This is a genomic window from Billgrantia desiderata (genome assembly GCF_900108215.1).
GTDB classification, from domain to species: Bacteria; Pseudomonadota; Gammaproteobacteria; order Pseudomonadales; family Halomonadaceae; genus Halomonas; species Halomonas desiderata.
In genome coordinates this window covers 125287-145690 of record NZ_FNVC01000005.1, presented here as the reverse complement: position 1 = coordinate 145690, position 20404 = coordinate 125287, and the positions used below count along the sequence as shown (strand labels likewise).

The window sequence follows — 20404 nt, the reverse complement described above, 5'->3', positions numbered from 1 at the left end:
CGACGTTCGCTTCAGCTATCGTTCGACACGTTCAATGCATCGATGCGTCGCTCCTGCATCCTGGCCTGCTTGGCCTCGAGGCCTGCGAAGTCGAACAGCTCGCGGTCGGCCAGCTGCGACGGCGCCACGTTGGTCACCGCCTTGAACATGGTCTCGATGCGCCCGGGGTGCTTGCGCTCCCACTCGGCCAGCATCTCCTTGACCACCTGGCGCTGCAGGTTGGGCTGGGAACCGCACAGGTTGCAGGGGATGATGGGGAAATCCATCAACCTGGCGAACTCGGCGATGTCCGCCTCGCGACAGTAAGCCAGCGGACGGATGACGATGTTCTTGCCGTCGTCGGAGAGCAGCTTGGGTGGCATGGCCTTGAGGCTGCCGCCATAGAACATGTTGAGAAACAGCGTCTCGAGGATGTCCTCGCGGTGGTGGCCGAGCGCCACCTTGGTCGCGCCGATCTCCTCGGCGAAACCATACAGCGAGCCACGCCGCAGGCGCGAGCAGAGCGCACAGGTGGTCTTGCCCTCGGGCGTCTTCTCCTTGACCACCGAATAGGTGTCGCGCTCGAGGATGTAGTACTCGACGCCGATGCCGTCGAGATACTCGGGCAGCACGTGCTCGGGAAAGCCGGGCTGCTTCTGATCGAGATTGACCGCCACCAGCGAGAAGTTCACCGGCGCGTTGCGCTGCAGGTTGCGCAGGATCTCGAGCAGGGTATAGCTGTCCTTGCCGCCCGACAGGCAGACCATGACCCGGTCGCCTTCGTGGATCATGCCGTAATCGATGATGGCGTTGCCCACCTGGCGCCGCAGACGTTTCTGCAGCTTGTTGAATTCGCGGCGCTGCTTGGCGTCGAGCGCGGCCAGCGGCGAACTCGCTTCGCTCACCTCGGCCCGCTGTTGACGGGTGTCGTCATCGACGATGGTGGGATCGAAAATCACGGCGTCTTGCATGGTCACGGGCTGCCAGGGCATGGAGAAGGATGGGTGGCAATCCTACCATCGACGCCGCCCGGAGGCGACGCCGCAGCGGCGATTCAGCGACTCATGCCTCCTGGCGTTCCGGCATACCGGCCCGCTCCAGACGCAGGTACATCAAGGCCGTGGTCACGGCATCGCCGAGCGCGGTGTTACGCCCCATCACCGGCACGTCCAGCGCCGCCGCCACCGTTTCAAAACGCTGGGCGCGAGGCTCGGGCTCCATGACGCTGCGACGCAGCTGGCGATGATACAGCTGCGCCACGTCGATCCCGGTATTGGGCAGGTCGAAGCCGAAGCGGGGACGGATCTGGCGGTTGAGGATAGCCAGATCGAAGTCGAGCCGCCACCCCAACAGCGGGCGGTTGCCGATGAAATCGAGCAATTTCACCAGCGCCTCATCGAGGCTCTCGCCATCGTCGAGATCGATACCGCGCAGGCCGTGCACGCGGATGGAGTCACCGGTCAGCGTGGCCGGACGTTTCAGGCGCAGGTCGAGGGACTCGCTGGTGAGCACCCTGTCGCCGCGCACCTTGACCGCCCCGATGGAGACGGGCTCAGCGGTACGCGTATCGACGCCGGTGGTTTCGCAGTCGATGGCCACCAGTTCGTCGCCGGTATAGGGATGGAACAGCCAACCGTACTCGCCACCGGCATGACGGCGGCGGTCGTTGGCACGACGCAGGGCGCGAAACATGGCAAACCTCCTGTTGTCCTTGGCTGTGCAACGTCCTCAGGTGTATTCGAGGTGATAGCGTTGCGACAGGCTCTGTTTGAAGTCCTTGACGATATGCAATGCCTCACGCAGCAGGTCGCGCTCCAGCGATGAAAGCTGCTGGACCACCACGCGGTCGGGGCTCTTGCTGTTGGGTTCGCCGTCGAGACGCTCGAGCTGCTGCTTCAGGCGCAGCTCGGTGAACAGCGATAGCGCCTCGGCGAGATCCTCGGCCACCCGCGCCTCCAGCCGTCCGTCCGCGGCCAGGGCCTCGAGCCGCTCGAGCGTCGAGGTCGGCTGAATGCGTCGTTCCAGCGCCATGGTGCGTACGCCGTGAACGATCGGAAAGATGCCGCCCTTCTTGATGTCGATCCCGTGCTGCGGCTTCTTCAGCGAACCGAACAGGGTCAACGGGGTGGAGAAGCGCAGTGCCGTACGCGCAAAGTAGGAGAGCAGCAGCTCATCGCGGGAGCACTGCTCGAACAGCGACTGACGCACGCGGTCGAGCAGCGCGGGGTTGCCGGCCACCGAGTGGGAGTCGAGCATGATGGCCAGCTTCATCAGGCTGTCGCCGTCGCGCTTCTCGGCCCAGCGCGCGATGCGCTCGCGCCACTGCGAGACGCTGCCCACCCACTCCGGGTTGTTGACCATGATGTTGCCGGGACAGGGCGGATAACCGAGCTCGATCAAGGTCTCGGTGAGGCGCTGCATCTGCTCGCCCACGTCCGGCCACTCGAGCCCGTCGGCGAGAATCAGGCCGTTGTCCTGATCGGTCTTGAGAATCTGCTCGCCGCGACCTTCGCTGCCCATCACCATCAGGCAACTGTCGCGGTGATAGCGTTCATCGATGAGGAAGCCCCACGCCTTGGACATGATGCGTCCGTTGAGCGCCGCCAACAGGCCCATGGCAAAGCGCAGCTTGACGCCTTGAGCCATCAGCGCCTTGACCAGTTCGGGGGTGCGACGACTGGCACGATACAGGGCATCGAGACTGTCCGCCTGCTCCACCTGCAGGCTCACCACGTAGCTGCGACTGGAGAAATAACTGAGCACGTCGGTGAGTTCGACCACCCCGATGGGGCGCCCCTGCTCGATGACCACGACCCGTTCCACCTTGAAGCGGGTCATCATGACCAACACCTCGAACAGGTACTGACCGGGACTCACCGTCACCAGCTCGAAGTTGGCGATGGCCTGCAGCGGGCTCTGCTTCTCCAGCCCCTTCAACACCAGCGCGTTTAGCAGATCGGTCTTGGTCACCATGCCGACCCCGTCGGGGCCTTCCACCAACAGGCTGTCGGCATGGCTTTCATGCAGTTTCGCCACCGCCTCGGCGATGGTGGTGTCGGCTGACATGCACAGCGGCGGGCGCATGCACTCGCTGACCCGGGCCAACATGAAGCCGGCCATGGTCACACCGCCTTCGGCGCGCTGCTCGGTCAGCAGCCGGGCCTTGTGCGCCAGCGTCTGGCGGAAGAATTCGGCAAATGCCGGACAGTCATCGCACAGCTGCAGGAACAGCGCCTTGGGCAGCAAATAGCACAGGCTCTCCTGCTCGGCGCGGAAACGATAGCGGCTCTTGCCGTTGAGAATGCTGATGGCGCCGAAAAGATCGCCCGCCGTGTAGTGGCCGATGCGCTCACGTGCGCCGGGCTGGGTGGTATCCAGCTCCGCCACCTCCCCCTTGTGAATGAGGAAGACATATTCTCCCGGCTGGCCGGTCTCGAGAATGATCTCGTCGCGGTCGAAATAGGCCAGGTCGATGCCATGACGGATGCGCTCCCGCCCCTCCTCATCAAGAAAGGAGAAAGGTGGTTGGGAAAGATCGACATCGACCATCTCGTTACCCCCGTGGTACGGCCACCATGCCTCGGTTCATCGCGAATACCAGGAGCGCCGGGCAGCGACACCGGCAGCCGAGCGAGCCCGCAGGGAAGTTTGGCAGCCCGGTCGTTTTACGAGTTACCCCGGACTTTGCCCTACACGTCCCTGTTGCCTCGAACAACAATAGCAGCGCCCCTTTCCTTCGAAGCCTTGGCAGAAGCACTGCTTGCATCCTCGAGGCAGGATAACAGCCCCAAGATTTGGGAGATAACCTAGACCAACGTCCAAAGAACTCTTTTTCAGAACATCTGAGCGACTTGAAGAGAGAGGGGCGATCTAAACAAAACAGCTAATAGACAAAAGTTCAATGCTAGACAATCGTCCTATCATCAACTTCCCAGCCATCCGACGGCACGGCGGGAGACAATCGCATCCAATTGAAAACAAAGAAAATTTACAAGAAACCCTTTATTGCAATTTACTCATGATACCAAAGTCTGGGATTTTATTTTTTGAGTTTATTGACCAGTATTGCTCATGAGTCATACAGGGTGATCGCACCTGGATAATGCGACTCGACCAATGGATAACCGGTCGTAGCGGGAAGCGCGGATGTACGCAGGGAGCAAGAGATCCTCGGGCGCCGACAGGCCTTCGCTCATGCCCCCGACTCGACTCGCTCAGTGCATCCCCCTGATGAAATATGGCATCTCTCTGTGCGACTTCCCCAACCTTTAACAACAAGTGGAGAGCATCACTATGGCAGATGACAAGATCAATGCTGCTGAATACTGGAAGGCGAACGTCCGCCTCATAACCGGATGCATGATCGTCTGGGCGTTCGTTTCCTACGGCTGCGCCATGCTGTTTCGGCCCCTGCTCTCGGGGATCCCGATCGGCGGCACCGACCTCGGATTCTGGTTCGCTCAGCAGGGCTCCATCCTCACCTTTATCGGCCTGATCTTCTTCTACGCCTGGAAGATGAACAAGCTCGATCAGAAGTTCGGCCTGGGGGAGTAAACCAGCATGAGTCAGTTTGCCATCAACCTGCTCTTCGTGGGCGGCTCGTTCGCCCTCTACATCGGCATCGCCATCTGGGCGCGAGCCGGCTCCACCAAGGACTTCTACGTCGCCGGCGGCGGCGTCCATCCGGTCACCAACGGCATGGCCACGGCGGCCGACTGGATGTCAGCGGCCTCCTTCATCTCCATGGCCGGTCTGCTGGCTTCCGGCGGCTACGCCAACTCGACCTTCCTGATGGGCTGGACCGGCGGCTACGTCATCCTGGCCATGCTGCTTGCCCCTTACCTGCGTAAGTTCGGCAAGTTCACCGTGCCCGACTTCATCGGCGACCGCTTCTACAGCAAGACCGCCCGTGTGGTCGCGGTAATCTGTCTGATCGTGGCCTCGGTGACCTACGTTATCGGCCAGATGACCGGCGCCGGCGTGGCCTTCTCGCGCTTCCTCGAGGTGCCCAGCAGTACCGGTATCTGGATCGCCGCAGGCATCGTCTTCCTGTATGCGGTATTCGGCGGCATGAAAGGCATCACCTACACTCAGGTGGCCCAGTACATCGTACTGATCATCGCCTACACCATTCCCGCCGTGTTCATCGCCATGCAGCTGACCGGCAACCCCATCCCGATGTTCGGTATGTTCAGCACCCACACCGAGTCCGGCGTGCCGCTGCTGGCCAAGCTCGATGAAGTAGTAACGGCGCTGGGCTTCCGCGACTACACCGCCGACGTCGACAACAAGCTGAACATGGTACTGTTCACCCTGTCGCTGATGATCGGTACCGCCGGTCTGCCCCACGTCATCATCCGCTTCTTCACCGTCCCCAAGGTCGCCGATGCACGCTGGTCCGCCGGCTGGGCACTGGTATTCATTGCCCTGCTCTACCTGACCGCGCCCGCCGTGGGCTCCATGGCTCGCCTCAACCTGGCCACCACCATCTTCCCGGAAATGGCCGGACAGGTGGAAGACTACCAGGAGGCACTGGCCAACCCGATCCTCTACGAGGAGCGTCCGGACTGGATTCGCACCTGGGAAGACACCGGCCTGATCACCTTCACCGATCGCAACAACGACGGTCGCATCCAGATGTACAACGATGCCAACCCGGGCTTCCAGCCCATCGCCAGCGAGCTTGGCTGGGAAGGCAACGAACTGACGGTGAACAACGACATCCTGGTACTGGCCAACCCGGAAATCGCCAACCTGCCGGGCTGGGTCATCGGCTTGATCGCGGCGGGCGGTATCGCGGCGGCACTCTCCACCGCGGCAGGCCTGCTGCTGGCGATCTCTTCCGCCATCAGTCATGACCTGATCAAGAACACCATCAACCCGAGCATCTCCGAGAAGGGTGAAATGCTGGCGGCCCGGATCTCCATGGCCGGTGCCATCCTGCTGGCAACCTACCTCGGCCTCAATCCACCAGGATTCGCGGCCCAGGTGGTAGCACTCGCCTTCGGCATCGCCGCCGCCTCGCTGTTCCCGGTGCTGATGATGGGTATCTTCTCCACCCGGATGAACAGCAAGGGGGCCATCTGCGGCATGCTGGCCGGCCTGATCTCCACCCTGCTGTACATTTTCACCTACCTGGGCTGGTTCTTCATTCCGGGCACCAACATGCTGGCGAACGTGGAGGCCAACTGGCTGCTCGGCATCTCACCGCTCTCCTTCGGTGCAGTGGGTGCGATGATCAACTTCGCCGTGGCCTACGCGGTCTCCAGCGCCACCGAGGAGCCGCCGCAGGAGATCCAGGAACTGGTCGAGAGCGTGCGCTACCCGAAAGGCGCTGGCGCAGCGACCGGCCACTAAGCCATAATCACCCCCCGGCCCTGCCCCAGGGCCGGGAACCGAACCAGATCGGGCTTCCCACCGGGAAGCCCGATTGCATTGATAAAGGTGGCGTCATGATATGGCACTTGATCGCGGCGGTCTTCGCCGCCCTGGGGGCGGCGGGTATCGGCCTGATACTGCGCATGGCCAGTGGCAACCGGCTGCCGAAGTGGATCATCCCGGTCTTCGCCGGGCTGGGTATGCTGGGCTACCAGATCCACTACGAATACTCCTGGCTCGATCACAAGCTGGAGCAGTTGCCGCCCACGGCGCGCGTGGTGCAAACCGAACAGGACAGCATGCCGTGGCGCCCCTGGACCTATCTGTATCCGCTCACGGTAGCCTTCAGCGTGGTCGACCAGAGCAGCATGGTGGCGCGCGAGGCGAACGACCAGCAACTGGTCGAGTTCATCCTGTATCGCTTCGAGAAGGAGTACGTCGATCGCCTGAGCCATCAGCCCTATCTGATGAACTGCGCCACGGCCGAGATGGTGCCGCTGAGCGAAGAGACCCGCCAGCCCCGTACGGAGGCCATGCGCCGGCTCAACGAGGGATCACGCCTGCTCGAGGCCGTTTGCTCTCCCTGGTAGCGTCGAACCGTCGGCACGGCGTCTTTCGCTGTCCTGTCGGCCCGAGTGTTCTCGGGTCGATATCGCTTTAGAATGGTCTGCAGTTACCGGGGGGAGAATGCATGTTTGCCGGCTGGCTGCTGATCGCCGTTTCACTGCTCTATATCGCCGTTCTGTTCGGCATCGCCTGGCTGGGCGACCGTAACGCACGCCAGCGCGGCTCCAGTCGCAAACGTCCGGCCATCTATATTCTGGCGCTGGCCATCTACTGTACCTCCTGGAGCTTCTACGGCGCGGTGGGCCAGGCAGCCACCGCCGGCTGGTCGTTCGCCAGCATTTACGTGGGGCCGATTCTCACCTTCCTGCTGTTCTGGCCGATACTGGCCAAGATGATTCGCGTGGCCAAGCGCCAGAACATCACCTCGATCGCCGACTTCATCGCCTCGCGTTACGGCAAGACGCAGTCGCTGGCCGCGTTCGCCAGTCTGGTGGCACTGATCGGCACGCTGCCCTATATCGCGTTGCAGTTGAAAGCCGTGGCGACCTCCTTCGCCGTGCTGACGGATGCGGCCGACATCACCCATACGCCGGTGTTCGCCGATACGGCGTTCTTCGTCGCGCTGGTCATGGCTGCCTTCGCCATTCTGTTCGGTACCCGCCACACCGACGCTACCGAGCACCATGAGGGCCTGATCCACGCCGTCGCCTTCGAGTCGATGGTCAAGCTGCTGGCCTTCATGATCCTGGGCGCTTACGTCACCTGGGGCATGTTCGACGGGCTCGGCGAACTGATGGCGCTGGCCGACACCCAGTTGGAGCTGCAGCGTCAGTTGGCCGACCAGGACTTCGGCCGCGGCTTCTGGGCACAGACACTGCTGGCCATGCTGGCGATCTTCTGCCTGCCGCGCCAGTTCCACGTCGCCGTGGTGGAGAACACGCACCCCAGCGATGCCGCCAAGGCACGCTGGCTGTTCCCGCTCTACCTGGTGGCGTTTGCCTTCTTCATTCTGCCCATCGCCGCCGCCGGCCTGGCCCTGTTCCCCGACGGCTCGGTGGAGCCCGACACCTTCGTGCTGGCGCTGCCCATGGCCGCCGAGCAGCAGTGGCTGACCCTGCTCACCTATATCGGCGGCTTCTCCGCCGCCACCGGCATGGTGATCGTGGCCACGGTGGCGGTATCGATCATGATCTCCAACGAGATCGTGATCCCGCTGCTGTTCCGTATGCGCTGGCTGGATGCCAGGCCCCGCGACTACGGGCGGCTGGTATTGAAGGCCCGACGCATTACCATCTGCGTCATTCTGCTTCTGGCTTACGGTTTCTATCAGCTGATCGGCGAATTCACCTCGCTGGCCTCGATCGGCATGCTCTCCTTCGCCGCCGCGGCGCAGTTCGCCCCGGCCCTGATCGGCGGGCTCTACTGGAAGCGCGGCAACCGTCTGGGCGTGATCGTGGGCATGAACGCCGGCTTTGCCATCTGGGCCTACAGCCTGCTGATGCCGGCGATGATCCAGGGCGGCGTGCTGCCGGCCCACTGGCTCAGCGGCGGCCCCTTCGGCCACCCGTGGCTGACGCCCACCGCCCTGTTCGGGCTCAATTTCGGCGACTCCTTCACTCACGGCGTGATGCTCTCGCTCGGTATCAACCTGTTCTGCTACATCTTCGTCTCCCAGATCACCTCGCAGCGGGTGGTTGAGCGCATTCAGGCCTCGCTGTTCGTCGACAGCGTCGAGACCCGCCAGACCTCGGTCAACCGCCCCTGGACCGGCGCCACCACGGTGGGCGATCTCAAGGTGCTGTGCGAACGCTTCCTCGGTGCCGGCCAGGTGGCCCGCGCCTTCGACGACTACGCCCGGCGCACCGGCAAGCCGCTGGAAGACGGCAACCGTGCCTCCATCGACGTGATCCAGTTCACCGAGCGCTTCCTGGCCTCGGTGCTCGGCGCCTCCTCGGCGCGCATCGTGGTCAACTCGGCGCTGCAGGGCCGCGGCATCGGCATCTCCGACGTGATCTCCATCGTCGACGAGGCCTCTCAGGTGCTGGAGTTCAACCGCGCCCTGCTGCAGGCCACCATCGAGAACATCAATCAGGGCATCAGCGTGGTCGATCAGAACATGCGCCTGGTGGTGTGGAACCAGCGCTATCTCGAGCTGTTCCGCTTTCCCGATCATCTGATCCGTGTGGGTGCGCCGATCGACAAGATCTTCCGCTACAACGCCCACAACGGCGAATACGGCCCCGGCGACCCGGAAGAGCACGTGCAGCTGCTGATCGACAACATCCGCGACGGCCAGCCCCACCGCTACGTGCGCTATCGCCAGGACGGCAGCGTGCTCGAGGTGCAGGGCAATCCTATGCCGGGCGGCGGCTTCGTCTACACCTATCAGGACATCACCCAGCAGAAGCGCATCGAGGAAGCGCTGATTCGCTCCGAGAACAACATTCGTATCTACACCGACAACGTGCCGGCGCTGATCGCCTATTTCGACAAGGAGTGCCGTTACCTCTTCACCAACCGTGCCTACGAACAGGCCTTCGGCATCGACCGCAACGAGGTCATCGGCAAGCACGTCAACTCCGTCATCAGCGACGAGATGGCACAGGAGCGCGAGCCCTGGATACGCCGGGCGCTGGCCGGCGAGCGGGTCAGCTTCGAGGTGTCGATGCACCTCGGCGACGACCTGCGCTACATGCTGGTGACCTATACGCCGCACTTCGGCGACAGCGGCGCCATTCTCGGCTTCTTCTCGCTCTACCAGGACATCACCGAGCGGCGCCTGGCCGAGATCGCACTCAAGGAGACCAACGAAACCCTGGAGGAACGGGTGCGCGAGCGTACCCAGGCGCTGTCAGAAGCCAACACCGCACTGCGCCAGGAGAACCGGGTGCGGGCCGAGGCCGAGCAGGCGCTGCGTCAGGCCAAGCAGGTCGCCGAGGATGCCAACGCTTCCAAGACCCGCTTCCTGGCCGCCGCCAGCCACGACCTGCTGCAACCGCTCAACGCCGCGCGTCTGTTCACCTCGGCCCTCTCCAACGAGATGGATGCGGCGGACATGAAGCGCACCATCGGCCATATCGACAACTCGCTGCAGGCCGCCGAGGAGCTGCTCGGCACCCTGCTCGACATCTCCAAGCTCGATGCCGGTGCCCTGACGCCGCGGCGCAACCACTTTGCCCTGGCGGACATCTTCCGACCGCTGCGCGCCGAGTTCGAGGTGATGGCCGAAGAGCGCGGCCTCGACCTGGTGGTGGTACCGACCCGCATCTGGGTCGACAGCGACCCGCAGATGCTGCGCCGAATCGTTCAGAACTTCCTCTCGAACGCGCTGCGCTATACCCAGGAGGGGCGCGTGCTGCTGGGCTGCCGGCGCCGTGGGTCGCGCCTGACCATCGAAGTATGGGACTCGGGCCCGGGCATTCCCGAATCCAAACAGGCGGAGATCTTCCAGGAATTCCGCCGCCTGGATCAGGCATCGCGCCACAAGGAGAGCGAAAAGGGGCTGGGGCTCGGCCTCTCCATCGCCGACCGTATGAGCCGGGTGCTCGACCATCCGATCAGGGTCTTCTCCCGCGAAGGCATCGGCACCATGTTCTCCGTCAGCGTGCCGGTGGTGGCGCCACGCAGCGAGTCCGAGCAGGCCGAAGAAGCCGCTTCATCACGCCGCGTAGGCAACAAGTTGGTCGGCACCCGCGTGCTGTGCATCGACAACGAGACGCTGATCCTCGAAGGCATGAAGGCGATGCTTTCCGGCTGGGGCTGCGAGGTCTATACCGCGACCACCATCGGCGGCGCCAAGTCGGTGCTGCGCAATCTCGACGGCGAGCCGGACGCCATCCTGGCCGACTACCACCTCGACAACGAAGTGACCGGCCTGATGGCCCTCGAGGCGTTGAGCGAAAGGCTGGAGAGCGCCGTGCCGGGCATCGTGATCACCGCCGACCGCACCGAGGAGGTGGCCGAGGTGATTCGCCGCAGCGGCTACCACCTGCTGCAGAAGCCGGTGCGCCCCGCCGCTCTGCGCGCCCTGCTGACCCGCACGCTGCAGGCCAGCCGGGCGGCCCGACAGGAAGGTTGACCGCCGCCCAAGGAAACACTGCACAAACGCAACGACCGCCGGATGTTCTCCGGCGGTCGTTGCGTTTGGGGCTGCCTGTGACGCGGGTCGGTCAGGACTCGACCTTGGGCGGCTCCACCTCGAGTTTCTGAGCTGCGATGACCGCCTGGGTGCGGGAGTGCACGCCCAGCTTGCGCAGGATGGCAGTCACGTGGGCCTTGATGGTGGCCTCGGAGACGTTCAGCTCGTAGGCGATCTGCTTGTTGAGCAGCCCTTCGGTGAGCATGTTGAGCACGCGGAACTGCTGCGGGGTGAGCGACGCGATGGCCTCGGCGAAACGGGTCTCCTCCTCGTTGGCATCGCCCAGGGTGTCGGCCAGCTCCTTGGGTAGCCACACCTCGCCGTCGAGGATCTCACCGACTGCCTCGGCGATCAGCTGCAGGGATGAGGACTTGGGAATGAAGCCGGAGGCGCCATAATCGATGGCGCGGCGCACCACGTGCGGCTCATCGCTGCCGGAAACCACCGCCACCGGAATGTCCGGCGTCTGGCCGCGCAGTTGAATCAGGCCGGAAAAACCGTGGGCTCCCGGCATGTGCAGGTCAAGCAGGATCAGATCGGCATCTGGATGACGCGTCACCACCTCGCAGGTCGCCTCCATGGTATCGGCTTCGACGATCTCGGCCTGGGGTGCCAGTTGGCGCAACGCTTGGGTCAGCGCTGCGCGGAACAGCGGATGGTCATCGGCAACGATGAATTTCTGGGCAAAGGCCATGGATTCTCCTCCGGTTCCTCGAGCACGGGGCCTACGGCCGCCACACAGGGGGCTATTTCGATTGTTCACCGCATGTTACCCCATGCTTGGGCGCTTCCCAAGCGCATGGAAGCCGCTGTCGACAATTCATTCGTCTTGCGCCCTTCCATGCCAATACACGCGGCGGAAACGGGACAACTTCCGTTTCACATGGATACAGCAACGTCCTTGATAGCGGAGAAACCCGACACCTATCTTCAAAGACGATGGCAGATGCCAGCAGTGCCGGATTCCCGGTAAATGGAAGTACTCAGTACACGAAGCACTACGTGTACGAACGGAACCTCAAGGAGCAGACCCATGGCACAGCGTAACCAGAACCCCGGCAATTTTGCCAACGACCCGAAGAAGGCCTCCGAAGCCGGCCAGAAGGGCGGCCAGCGCAGCAGCGGCAACTTCGCCAACGACCCGCAGAAGGCCTCCGAAGCCGGCCAGAAGGGCGGCCAGCGCAGTAGCGGCAACTTCGCCAACGATCCGCAGAAGGCCTCTCAGGCCGGCCAGAAGGGCGGCCAGAACAGCGGGGGCAATTTCGCCAACGACCGTCAGAAAGCCTCCGAAGCCGGCCGCAAGGGCGGCAAGAGCCAAGGCCACTGAGCGCCTGGCCGATCACGGTCTGTCGGAGTTCCGCTCCGGCAGACCGTGCCTTTCAACCATTTCCTTCCGTTGACAGGCAAGCCATACCCGGCTTTGCCCCGCCAGGGGCTACCGTGTTGGAAGGGTGGTTGTCATAGTGTCGTGCAGCAGGAGGCACCATGTTTCATCACTCGTCGAAATTGCAATACCCGGTCAAGGTCGACAAGCCGGATCCCGAATTCGCCATGCTGCTGCAGCAGGCGATCGGTGGCGTCGAGGGCGAGATCCGGGTCGCCATGCAGTACTTCTTTCAAGCCATGGGCGCTCGCGGCGACGACCGCATTCGCGACATGCTGATCTCGACGGCCACCGAGGAGCTCTCGCATATCGAGATGCTCGGCCACGCCGTCGCCCTCAATCTGGAGGGCGCTCCGGTCTCCTATCAGGAAGCTTCGGCCAAGGACCCGGTGGTACACGCCATTCTGGGTGGTACCAACCCGCGCCATCTACTTTCCTCCGGCCTTGCCGCACTACCGGAAAACGCCAATGGCGTACCGTTCGACATGAGCCACATTTACGCCACCGGCAACATCGGTGCGGACATGCTGGCCAACGTCACTGCCGAGGCAGGCGGTCGCGTGCTGGCATCGCGGCTCTACAACTGGACCGACGATCACGGCATGAAGGACTTCCTCGCCTTCCTCATCGCCCGCGATACGGCCCATCAGCAGCAGTGGCTGGCCGTGATAGAGGAAATGGGCGGCCTCGAAGCTCAACTGCCGATTCCCAACGCCACGCCCGAGGCACACGAGGCGACGGAGCATTCCTACTACTACCTCAACACCCTGCTGGACAAGGAAGCGCCCAAGGGTCGCTGGAGCGAAGGCCCGTCGTTCGACGGTCGCGGCGAATTCTCGGTGCGGAACCAGCCGGCACCGGAGGGACAGGAGCCCAAGCTGGGCCCGGCCAAGCCTCACTCCGGCGCTCAGGAAGAGCAGATCAACCCGCCGAAGTGAATCGGCGGAACCATCATGGATGACATCTAAGGAGAGAACCGATGGGTACCGAACCGCAAAGCCCCAAGCATCTGGAAGACTGGCTGCGCGACGCGCACGCCATGGAGAAGCAGGCGGAGAAGATGCTCGAGGCTCAGGCCAGCCGCCTGGAGCATTACCCGCAGCTGAAAGCGCGCATCGAGCAGCACCTGACCGAGACGCGCGGCCAGACGGAAAGGCTTGAGCAGTGCATCGCGCTGCTCGGCTCCGATCTTTCGGCCGTCAAGGACCTGGGCGGCAAGCTGGCCGCTTTCGGTCAGGGCATGAGCGGCATGATGGCCGGCGATGAAGTGGTCAAGGGTGCCATGGCCAGCTATGCCTTCGAGCACTTCGAGATCTCCAGCTACAAGGTACTGATTCAGGCGGCCAACAAGGTGGGCAAGCCCGAGATCGCCCGTATCTGCGAAGAGATCCTCAAGGAAGAGGAAGCCATGGCCGAGTGGCTCGGCAATCACCTCGACGAGGTCACGCAGCAGTTCCTGGAACGCTCGGAGGACAGCGACCTGCGCGCCAAGACCTGAGCGCATCGTTGCCGTAGAGCGCCGTTTCTTGATAGCCCCTGTGAATTTTCCGTAGGCCCCTCGCTTCCCCGGCTCCCGCCGGGGTTTTTTGCGTCGTGACTGCGCCTTGCAGCGCAGCAGCACGGCCCCCTCAGCGCCACCCTGGCCGACTCGCACGCGCCATGCCGAGACGTGAGCGCATACCCAGACAATAGCGCCGTGCCCGAAGGCACGGCGCTATTGTCATCCGCACTAATTTCATCCGAGCGGCGTGGTCCTCGTCGCACGGTGTGACGGGTCACATGTGGTCGCGCGGTATCACTTTTTCCCAGTTCTTGGAGAACACCCGGTAATCGTCTTCGTAGCCATCGAGCTGGGCGTGGATGTAGAAGTTGCTCTCGTCGCAGCTCAGCACCGTGCGCGTGTAGACCTCGACGTTCCAGTCGTCGCGCTTGAACGCACGCTCGGTATAGGTTTCACCGCGCGCCGAGGTGAAGTCGTCGTTGAAGGTGCTGTACCACTCGCGGGTGCTGCGCCTCACTTCGGTACCGATGTCCTCGATACGGAAGTGGCCCTGGTCGTTGATCACCTCGAGCGTCGATTCCTTGCTCGCCAGGTCGCGATGCAGTAGCCAGTTGTGCTCGCTGGCCGCATAGGTGTGCACCTTCAGCGGTGGCGCTTCTTCGGGCTCGTCGAACTCCGGCAGGCGCCGATCCTCTTCCCCCGGGGTTCGCTCGGGCAGTATCAGCTCGCTGCCGTCGGGGTAGATATCGACCTGAGCCGGCCCCGGCGGCAGCCAGGCCAACGGCCAATAGGAGGTGGAAACGGAGACGCGCAGCTGATGCCCCGCCGGAAAGCGCTGAGCGATACCGTTCATCGGGATACGCACCCGATAACGCCGATGCGGCACCAGCGGCTCGGGGTTGGCGTCACTGTCGCGGTGGGAGAGATTGAGCAGGCCGTAGGTCACCCGGGTCGACTTGCCGTCTGGTGCCACGTCCGAGAGGCGCACGGCGAGCATGGCCTGTGGCTTGTGACTGGAGATCTCGAGTTCGATCTCGGGCATGCCGAAGATATCCACGGGCTCGGCCAGCTCGCGGCTGCTGAAGATCAGCGAGCCGCCATCCTCCTCGCGCTGGTCGCCGGGCAGGTCCGGCGTGGCGGCGTAGGAGCACCATTTGCCCGCCGCCAGGCCCACGCTGAGCGGCGACTGCAGCGCCAGGGCGCTCTCCTGCCCGTTACGCTGGTGAGGCCCGCCGTGGCCTTCGCCCATGTGAATGGTGTAAGGGCCAAGCCTGTAGCGCCGCTGGCTGACGTTGGCCGAGGGCCAGGCGGACTCCCCGATCCAGCGCCCCGGCCGCTCTTCGTAGGAGGTATCGGGCGGTACGCTGTCCTGCTGCCAGGCACGCAGCATGGGCTCGTCCATGATGCCCGTCTCGCGGCCCTTCAGCCAATGATCCCACCAGCGCAGCGCCTCCTGCAGAAAGCCGATGGCCGGCCCCGGCAGCCCCTGATGCGGATACTTGTGGCCCCAGGGCCCGATCAGTCCCTTGCGCGGCACCTCGAGGTGCTGCATCAGTCGCAGCACGGTATTGGTGAAGCCATCCGCCCAGCCGCCGATGGCATAGACCGGACACTGGATCGCCGCATAGTTCTCGTTCACCGAACTGGTCGTCCAGTAGGCACTGCGACGCTGGTGCTCTAGCCAGGGCTCGAGCCACAGGCCGCTGTTCTCCATGCGGTCGAACCACATGTCGCGCCAGCGGTTGCCGACGATCTGCGGGTCCGGCGGCAGGCTGTTGAAGGCGAACATGACCGTGGCTTCGGAGAGGTTGTCGCCGAGCAGGCAGCCGCCCATGTAGTGCATGTTGTCGGCGTAAAGATCGTCGCTCGAGCAGATGCTGATGATCGCCTTCAGTGCAGGTGGCCGCCGGGCGGCCACCTGCAGGCTGTTGAAGCCGCCCCAGGAGATGCCCATCATGCCGACGTTGCCGTCGCACCAGGACTGCTCGGCGAGCCAGGCGATGGCGTCGACGGCGTCCTCCTGCTCCTGCTGGGTGTACTCATCCGTGACCACGCCGTCCGAGTCGCCGCTGCCGCGCATGTCCACCCGCACGCAGACATAGCCATGCCCGGCCATGTAGGCGTGATTGGCGTTGTCGCGCGCGCGGGTGATGTCACGCTTGCGGTATGGGATGTACTCCAGTATCGCCGGCATCGGCGCGCGTTCGGCCTCTTCCGGCAGCCAGATCCTGGCCGCCAGTTGAGCCCCATCACGCATGGGAATGAAGACGTTCTCTATCTCGCGAACCTGGTAGGGAAACGAATCCATGACGCTCATGGTTCCTCCTTGCGGGTTCATTCGATGGGTTCGATCTCGAATTCGAGGGCCTCCAGACAGGCTCTGTAGCGCTCCTCGATCTGATCGTGATCCTCCCCGGCCACGTAAAGGGTGCCCAGGCGATAGCAGAAATTGTCCTGGTGCAGCAGCTCGCCCAGGCGAGTGCCAGGCTCCACGTCGATCCGCACCTTGGTGCCCGGAAAACGCTCGGCAAGCGCCTCGATCTCCGCTTCGCTCGGCACCCGCTTGACGATGCCGTCGCGATGTTCGTAGGGGATGTAGCACTTGGCGGCTACCGCCGCCACGCCCTGCCGGTTGGCCAGCGAGGGACGCTCGCCGAAGGCGATGTCGACCGCCACCTCGTGGTTGGACATGCCGTCGACCATGATGAAGATCTCGCTATGGGACTGTGAGATCCGGGTGTTCACCTCGATCAACCACAGCCTGTCATTTTCCTCGTCCCACATGAACTCGGCATTGAAGCAGCCGTTGTCATAGCCGATGTGCTCGAGGAAGCGACGCGAAACGTCGATCATTTCCCGATGGATGCGCTCGGGCAGATTGCTCGGGTACTCCAGCCGGTCGTAGGGGATCTCCTTGTTGACCGAGTTGGGCTGGGCAATGATGCCATGCACATTGAACTCACCGCGGTAGACCGTGCCTTCAGGTGCGCCTTGCACCCCGGAAACGATCTGCTCGGCGATGCAGGAGTTGCCGTCCATTTCCTGTATGTGCGATGGCAGCTCGGCGTGGCGCAGGGCTTCGTTGAACGGATCGCCGAGCTGGCGGATACCCTGGCGAATCTCCTCGATGGCGGCATGGAACTGCTCGTCGTTCTCGATCCTGAAGCCCAAGTGGGAAGAGAATGCCTTGACCGGCTTGATCCAGAACGGGTATTCCAGCGTCACCTGGGATAGCGGGTCCTCCGCAAAAGGGTCGACGGCGCAGAACTCGGGTACGACTTCGGGAATGACCTTCTGCTGCTCGAGTCGGCTCCAGTACTTGTGTTCGCACATGAGTACGCTCTCCACCGAAGGCGAGGGAATGCCGTACTCACGACACAGAATGGGTACCAGCACGCTGGTGGGGAAATCCCATTGGGCCACGATGGCATCGATGGAGCCATCGAACGCTTCGAGCTTCTTGCGCGCTTGGTCCAAGAGTTCGTCGAAGGAAAAACTGGGCGACTCGACGGCTGCCTTGACCGACAGCAGGCTGTGCACCTCGAACTGATCGGAGTGGCGCAAGGTTTCCAGCTCCTCGCGCTGCTGATCCTCCAGCGCCACGACAAAAATGTTCCGCTTCATCCATCTGTCTCCATGACGGTATCGATCCGGAGCCCCAATCCCGGGACTCCCTGCTTCCTTACCCTTCACAAGATAAGGAGCCGACGCCGAAGGTTCCACGGTCAAGACGATTCTTTACTCAAGAGCACCACGGGAAACACAACGGAACCCAAAATGACGGGTAGACCTGGCCGCGCGCCGCGCCTCCTGCTGGTGGCATTTGCACCTCGGGAGTGCGCAGCTAGGCTGAAGATGTGGCTTTGTGTCGGAAACTCAGCGGCCAAGGATGGAGCCGATGGAGAAACTCGAGGAGTACCGTCGCAAGCGCGACTTCGAGCGCACCCGCGAGCCTGCCGGCGGAGCCGACAAGGAATCGGTAACGGGCAACCTCTACGTCATGCACAAGCACGCGGCGAGCCATGACCACTTCGACCTGCGCCTGGAGCAGGACGGCGTGCTCAGGAGTTGGGCGCTGCCCAAGGGGCCGAGCCTCGAACCCGGCGAGAAGCGTCTGGCCGTGGAGGTGGAAGATCACCCGCTGGAGTACGGCGAGTTCGAAGGCGTGATACCGGAGAAATCCTACGGCGGCGGTACCGTCATGCTGTGGGACCGCGGCACCTGGCAGCTCAAGGGCAAATCCAAGCCGGATCGGATCGACATAGAACTCGACGGCGAGCGGCTCAAGGGCAGTTGGACCCTGACCCGCATGAGCGGCAAGCGCCAGGACAAGCACGGACGCAACTGGTTGATGATCAAGCGCCACGACGATCAGTCGCGCATGGACGCATCGCTGACGGTGGATCTGGACGAAAGCATCGTCAGCGGTCGCAGCATGGGCGAGATCGCCGATGATCGCGACGATACCTGGGGCGCCGACACACCCGAGGTTCCCGACCCCGGCGACCTCGACGGCGCGCGCAAGGCCAGGCTGCCAAAGGAGCTGAAGCCGCAGTTGGCCACCCTGGCCCGCGAGGTGCCCACCCAGAGCGAGTGGATCCACGAGATCAAGCTCGACGGCTATCGCCTGTTGGCACGCATCGAAAAGGGCGACGTGCGCCTGATCACCCGCAATGGCAAGGACTGGACCCAGCGCTTTGCCGGGATCGCCCGCGCGCTCGAAGCGCTGCCAGTGGACTCGGCGCTGCTCGACGGTGAGGTGGTGGCCATGGGCAAGGATGGCATCAGCCGCTTCGGCGAGCTGCAGGAGGCGCTTTCCAGCGGCCGCACCTCAGCCCTGGTCTACCAGCTCTTCGACCTACCCTACCTGGCAGGATACGACCTGGCCGGCGTGCCCCTGCTGCAGCGCAAACGTACCCTCGCGGCACTGCTCGAAGCGGCAGGCATGGAGTCGGGCACCGGCACCATCCGCTACTCCGACCATCTCGACGCTCAGGGCGAGGCCTTTCACGCGCGCGCCTGTCAGATGGGCCTCGAGGGCATCATCTGCAAGCGCGCCGACAGCCGCTATCAGCAGAAGCGCAGCCGCGACTGGCTGAAGGTGAAGTGCGTCAGCCACGAGGAGTTCGTGGTCGGCGGCTACACCGAGCCCAGCGGCTCACGCAGCGGTTTCGGTTCGCTGCTGATGGGCGCCTATGGCAAGCAGGGTTTGATCTACGCCGGGCGCGTCGGCACCGGTTTCAGCCATCGACTGCTCGAACGGCTGAGCGCCACCCTGCAGGAACTCGAAGTGAAGCGCTCCCCCTTTCACGACAGCGTACCGGACAGCCGCGCCGTGCACTGGGTGCGCCCGGAGCTGGTGATCGAGGTGGAATTCACCGAACGCACCCGCGACGGCCGCCTGCGCCATCCGGCCTTCCGCGGCCTGCGTGAGGACCGCAATCCGGAGGAGATTCGCATGACCCCGACCAAGGAGATGGCCGCCGAAGGCACTTCGACACAGGACCAGACACCGAACAAACCGGCCGCACGCAAGCGCAAGGACGAAACCTCGCTGCTCGGCGTGCGCCTCACCAGCCCCGACCGGGTGCTATTCCCCGAGCAGGGACTGACCAAGCTCGACCTGGCGCGCTTCTACGAGCAGATCCATGAGTGGGTGCTGCCACACCTGGCCAGGCGGCCGCTGTCATTGGTGCGCTGCCCCCAGGGGCGCAACGACGAGTGCTTCTTCCAGAAGCACCCACGCAGCGCCATTCCCCACAGCGTGCCGCGCATCGACGTGCCGGAGAAGAAAGGCAGCGCCGAATACGTCTACGTCGAGTCCGCTGCCGACCTGATCGGCCTGGTACAGGCCGGCGCGCTGGAGATCCACCCCTGGGGCAGCCGCATCGATCACCTCGAGCAGCCCGACGGCCTGGTGTTCGATCTCGACCCGGACGAAGGCATCGCCTGGCAGGAGATCCTGCGCGTCGCCGGCACTTTGCGCGAGCGGTTGGAGTCGCTGGGTCTCACCCCCTTCCTGCGTACCACCGGTGGCAAGGGGCTGCACCTGGTGGTGCCGATCGAACCCAGCGCCGAGTGGGACCGGGCCAAGGCCTTCGCCAAGGGCATTGCCGAGGCTCACGCCAAGGACGATCCCCAGCGGCTCACCACCAACATGTCCAAGGCCAAGCGCGAGGGGCGCATCTTCATCGACTACCTGCGCAACGGCCGCGGCGCCACGGCGGTGGCCTCCTATACGGTGCGCGCGCGCCAGAACGCCCCGGTAGCAGTGCCGATCCGCTGGGACGAGTTAAACGCCGCGCTGCGCGCCGACCGCTACAACGTGCAGAACCTGCGCCGCCGGCTCGCGGCCCTGCGCGAGGATCCCTGGGCAGGCTTCAGCGAGGCGGCACGCCCGCTGGATACCAAGCTGCTCAAGGCCGTGGGCGCAAAATGATGGTGACCATGCCAACGG

At 63.7% G+C, this 20404-nt stretch carries 14 protein-coding genes; 8 read left to right on the top strand and 6 right to left on the bottom strand.

The genetic code is table 11. The features are described 5' to 3' along the window. Window positions 1-11: 11 nt before the first annotated feature. The 3 genes from ttcA to C4S71_RS07140 form a co-directional block, all read right to left on the bottom strand. A complete protein-coding gene (gene ttcA, locus C4S71_RS07150) occupies window positions 12-950 on the bottom strand; it encodes a tRNA 2-thiocytidine(32) synthetase TtcA (protein ID WP_086508558.1) in 939 nt (312 codons plus the stop codon). A gap of 91 nt (window positions 951-1041) precedes the next feature. Next, on the bottom strand, window positions 1042-1671 hold the full coding sequence (locus C4S71_RS07145; protein ID WP_086508551.1) for a 3'-5' exonuclease: 630 nt from the start codon (window positions 1669-1671) through the stop codon (window positions 1042-1044). A 36-nt stretch (window positions 1672-1707) separates the two neighbouring features. Beyond that, window positions 1708-3528 (bottom strand): putative nucleotidyltransferase substrate binding domain-containing protein, encoded by a 1821-nt coding sequence (locus tag C4S71_RS07140; RefSeq protein ID WP_086508552.1) that lies wholly within the window; start codon window positions 3526-3528, stop codon window positions 1708-1710. Window positions 3529-4272: 744 nt separating this feature from the next. Here C4S71_RS07140 and C4S71_RS07135 point away from each other — a divergent pair. The 4 genes from C4S71_RS07135 to C4S71_RS07120 all read left to right on the top strand — a co-directional run bounded on the left by C4S71_RS07135 (window position 4273) and on the right by C4S71_RS07120 (window position 11002). After that, window positions 4273-4533, top strand: a complete 261-nt coding sequence (locus tag C4S71_RS07135) for a DUF4212 domain-containing protein (RefSeq protein ID WP_010629690.1) — start codon at window positions 4273-4275, stop codon at window positions 4531-4533. A 6-nt stretch (window positions 4534-4539) separates the two neighbouring features. Next, window positions 4540-6336 carry a sodium:solute symporter family protein gene (locus C4S71_RS07130; protein WP_086508553.1) on the top strand — a complete coding sequence of 599 codons (1797 nt, stop codon included), beginning with the start codon at window positions 4540-4542 and terminating at the stop codon, window positions 6334-6336. A gap of 95 nt (window positions 6337-6431) precedes the next feature. Next, window positions 6432-6947 carry a hypothetical protein gene (locus C4S71_RS07125; protein WP_103968703.1) on the top strand — a complete coding sequence of 172 codons (516 nt, stop codon included), beginning with the start codon at window positions 6432-6434 and terminating at the stop codon, window positions 6945-6947. A gap of 101 nt (window positions 6948-7048) precedes the next feature. Continuing rightward, window positions 7049-11002: a hybrid sensor histidine kinase/response regulator gene (locus C4S71_RS07120; RefSeq protein ID WP_103968702.1), complete on the top strand. Its 3954-nt coding sequence runs from the start codon at window positions 7049-7051 to the stop codon at window positions 11000-11002. A gap of 91 nt (window positions 11003-11093) precedes the next feature. Here the strand turns inward: C4S71_RS07120 and C4S71_RS07115 are convergent, their stop codons facing one another. Next, window positions 11094-11756 (bottom strand): response regulator, encoded by a 663-nt coding sequence (locus C4S71_RS07115; protein ID WP_086508560.1) that lies wholly within the window; start codon window positions 11754-11756, stop codon window positions 11094-11096. A gap of 339 nt (window positions 11757-12095) precedes the next feature. Between C4S71_RS07115 and C4S71_RS22930 the strand changes: the two genes are divergently transcribed. From C4S71_RS22930 to C4S71_RS07100, 3 genes are all read left to right on the top strand, one after another. Further along, window positions 12096-12389, top strand: coding sequence for a con-10 family general stress protein (locus C4S71_RS22930; protein WP_103968701.1), 294 nt, complete (start codon window positions 12096-12098; stop codon window positions 12387-12389). A gap of 158 nt (window positions 12390-12547) precedes the next feature. Further along, window positions 12548-13384 (top strand): manganese catalase family protein, encoded by an 837-nt coding sequence (locus tag C4S71_RS07105; protein WP_103968700.1) that lies wholly within the window; start codon window positions 12548-12550, stop codon window positions 13382-13384. A 41-nt stretch (window positions 13385-13425) separates the two neighbouring features. After that, window positions 13426-13944 (top strand): ferritin-like domain-containing protein, encoded by a 519-nt coding sequence (locus tag C4S71_RS07100; RefSeq protein ID WP_086508563.1) that lies wholly within the window; start codon window positions 13426-13428, stop codon window positions 13942-13944. A gap of 277 nt (window positions 13945-14221) precedes the next feature. Here C4S71_RS07100 and C4S71_RS07095 read toward each other — a convergent pair whose 3' ends face one another. Both C4S71_RS07095 and C4S71_RS07090 read right to left on the bottom strand, forming a co-directional pair. Beyond that, window positions 14222-16264, bottom strand: a complete 2043-nt coding sequence (locus C4S71_RS07095) for a CocE/NonD family hydrolase (protein WP_103968699.1) — start codon at window positions 16262-16264, stop codon at window positions 14222-14224. A 17-nt stretch (window positions 16265-16281) separates the two neighbouring features. Beyond that, on the bottom strand, window positions 16282-17571 hold the full coding sequence (locus C4S71_RS07090; protein WP_103968698.1) for an ATP-grasp domain-containing protein: 1290 nt from the start codon (window positions 17569-17571) through the stop codon (window positions 16282-16284). 274 nt (window positions 17572-17845) lie between these two features. Between C4S71_RS07090 and ligD the strand changes: the two genes are divergently transcribed. Next, entirely contained in the window at window positions 17846-20386 is a 2541-nt protein-coding gene (gene ligD / locus C4S71_RS07085) for a DNA ligase D (RefSeq protein ID WP_103968697.1), read from the top strand. The last annotated feature ends 18 nt before the right edge of the window (window positions 20387-20404 follow it).

Excerpts from the sequence above, each read along its gene's own strand:
- C4S71_RS07130 (WP_086508553.1), top strand. The coding sequence starts at position 4,540 with ATGAGTCAGTTTGCCATCAACCTGCTCTTCGTGGGCGGCTCGTTCGCC.
- C4S71_RS07135 (WP_010629690.1), top strand. The coding sequence starts at position 4,273 with ATGGCAGATGACAAGATCAATGCTGCTGAATACTGGAAGGCGAACGTC.
- C4S71_RS07100 (WP_086508563.1), top strand. The coding sequence starts at position 13,426 with ATGGGTACCGAACCGCAAAGCCCCAAGCATCTGGAAGACTGGCTGCGC.
- C4S71_RS07140 (WP_086508552.1), bottom strand. The coding sequence starts at position 3,528 with ATGGTCGATGTCGATCTTTCCCAACCACCTTTCTCCTTTCTTGATGAG.
- C4S71_RS07095 (WP_103968699.1), bottom strand. The coding sequence starts at position 16,264 with ATGAGCGTCATGGATTCGTTTCCCTACCAGGTTCGCGAGATAGAGAAC.
- ttcA (WP_086508558.1), bottom strand. The coding sequence starts at position 950 with ATGCAAGACGCCGTGATTTTCGATCCCACCATCGTCGATGACGACACC.
- C4S71_RS07115 (WP_086508560.1), bottom strand. The coding sequence starts at position 11,756 with ATGGCCTTTGCCCAGAAATTCATCGTTGCCGATGACCATCCGCTGTTC.
- C4S71_RS22930 (WP_103968701.1), top strand. The coding sequence starts at position 12,096 with ATGGCACAGCGTAACCAGAACCCCGGCAATTTTGCCAACGACCCGAAG.
- C4S71_RS07120 (WP_103968702.1), top strand. The coding sequence starts at position 7,049 with ATGTTTGCCGGCTGGCTGCTGATCGCCGTTTCACTGCTCTATATCGCC.
- C4S71_RS07105 (WP_103968700.1), top strand. The coding sequence starts at position 12,548 with ATGTTTCATCACTCGTCGAAATTGCAATACCCGGTCAAGGTCGACAAG.
- ligD (WP_103968697.1), top strand. The coding sequence starts at position 17,846 with ATGGAGAAACTCGAGGAGTACCGTCGCAAGCGCGACTTCGAGCGCACC.
- C4S71_RS07125 (WP_103968703.1), top strand. The coding sequence starts at position 6,432 with ATGATATGGCACTTGATCGCGGCGGTCTTCGCCGCCCTGGGGGCGGCG.
- C4S71_RS07145 (WP_086508551.1), bottom strand. The coding sequence starts at position 1,671 with ATGTTTCGCGCCCTGCGTCGTGCCAACGACCGCCGCCGTCATGCCGGT.
- C4S71_RS07090 (WP_103968698.1), bottom strand. The coding sequence starts at position 17,571 with ATGAAGCGGAACATTTTTGTCGTGGCGCTGGAGGATCAGCAGCGCGAG.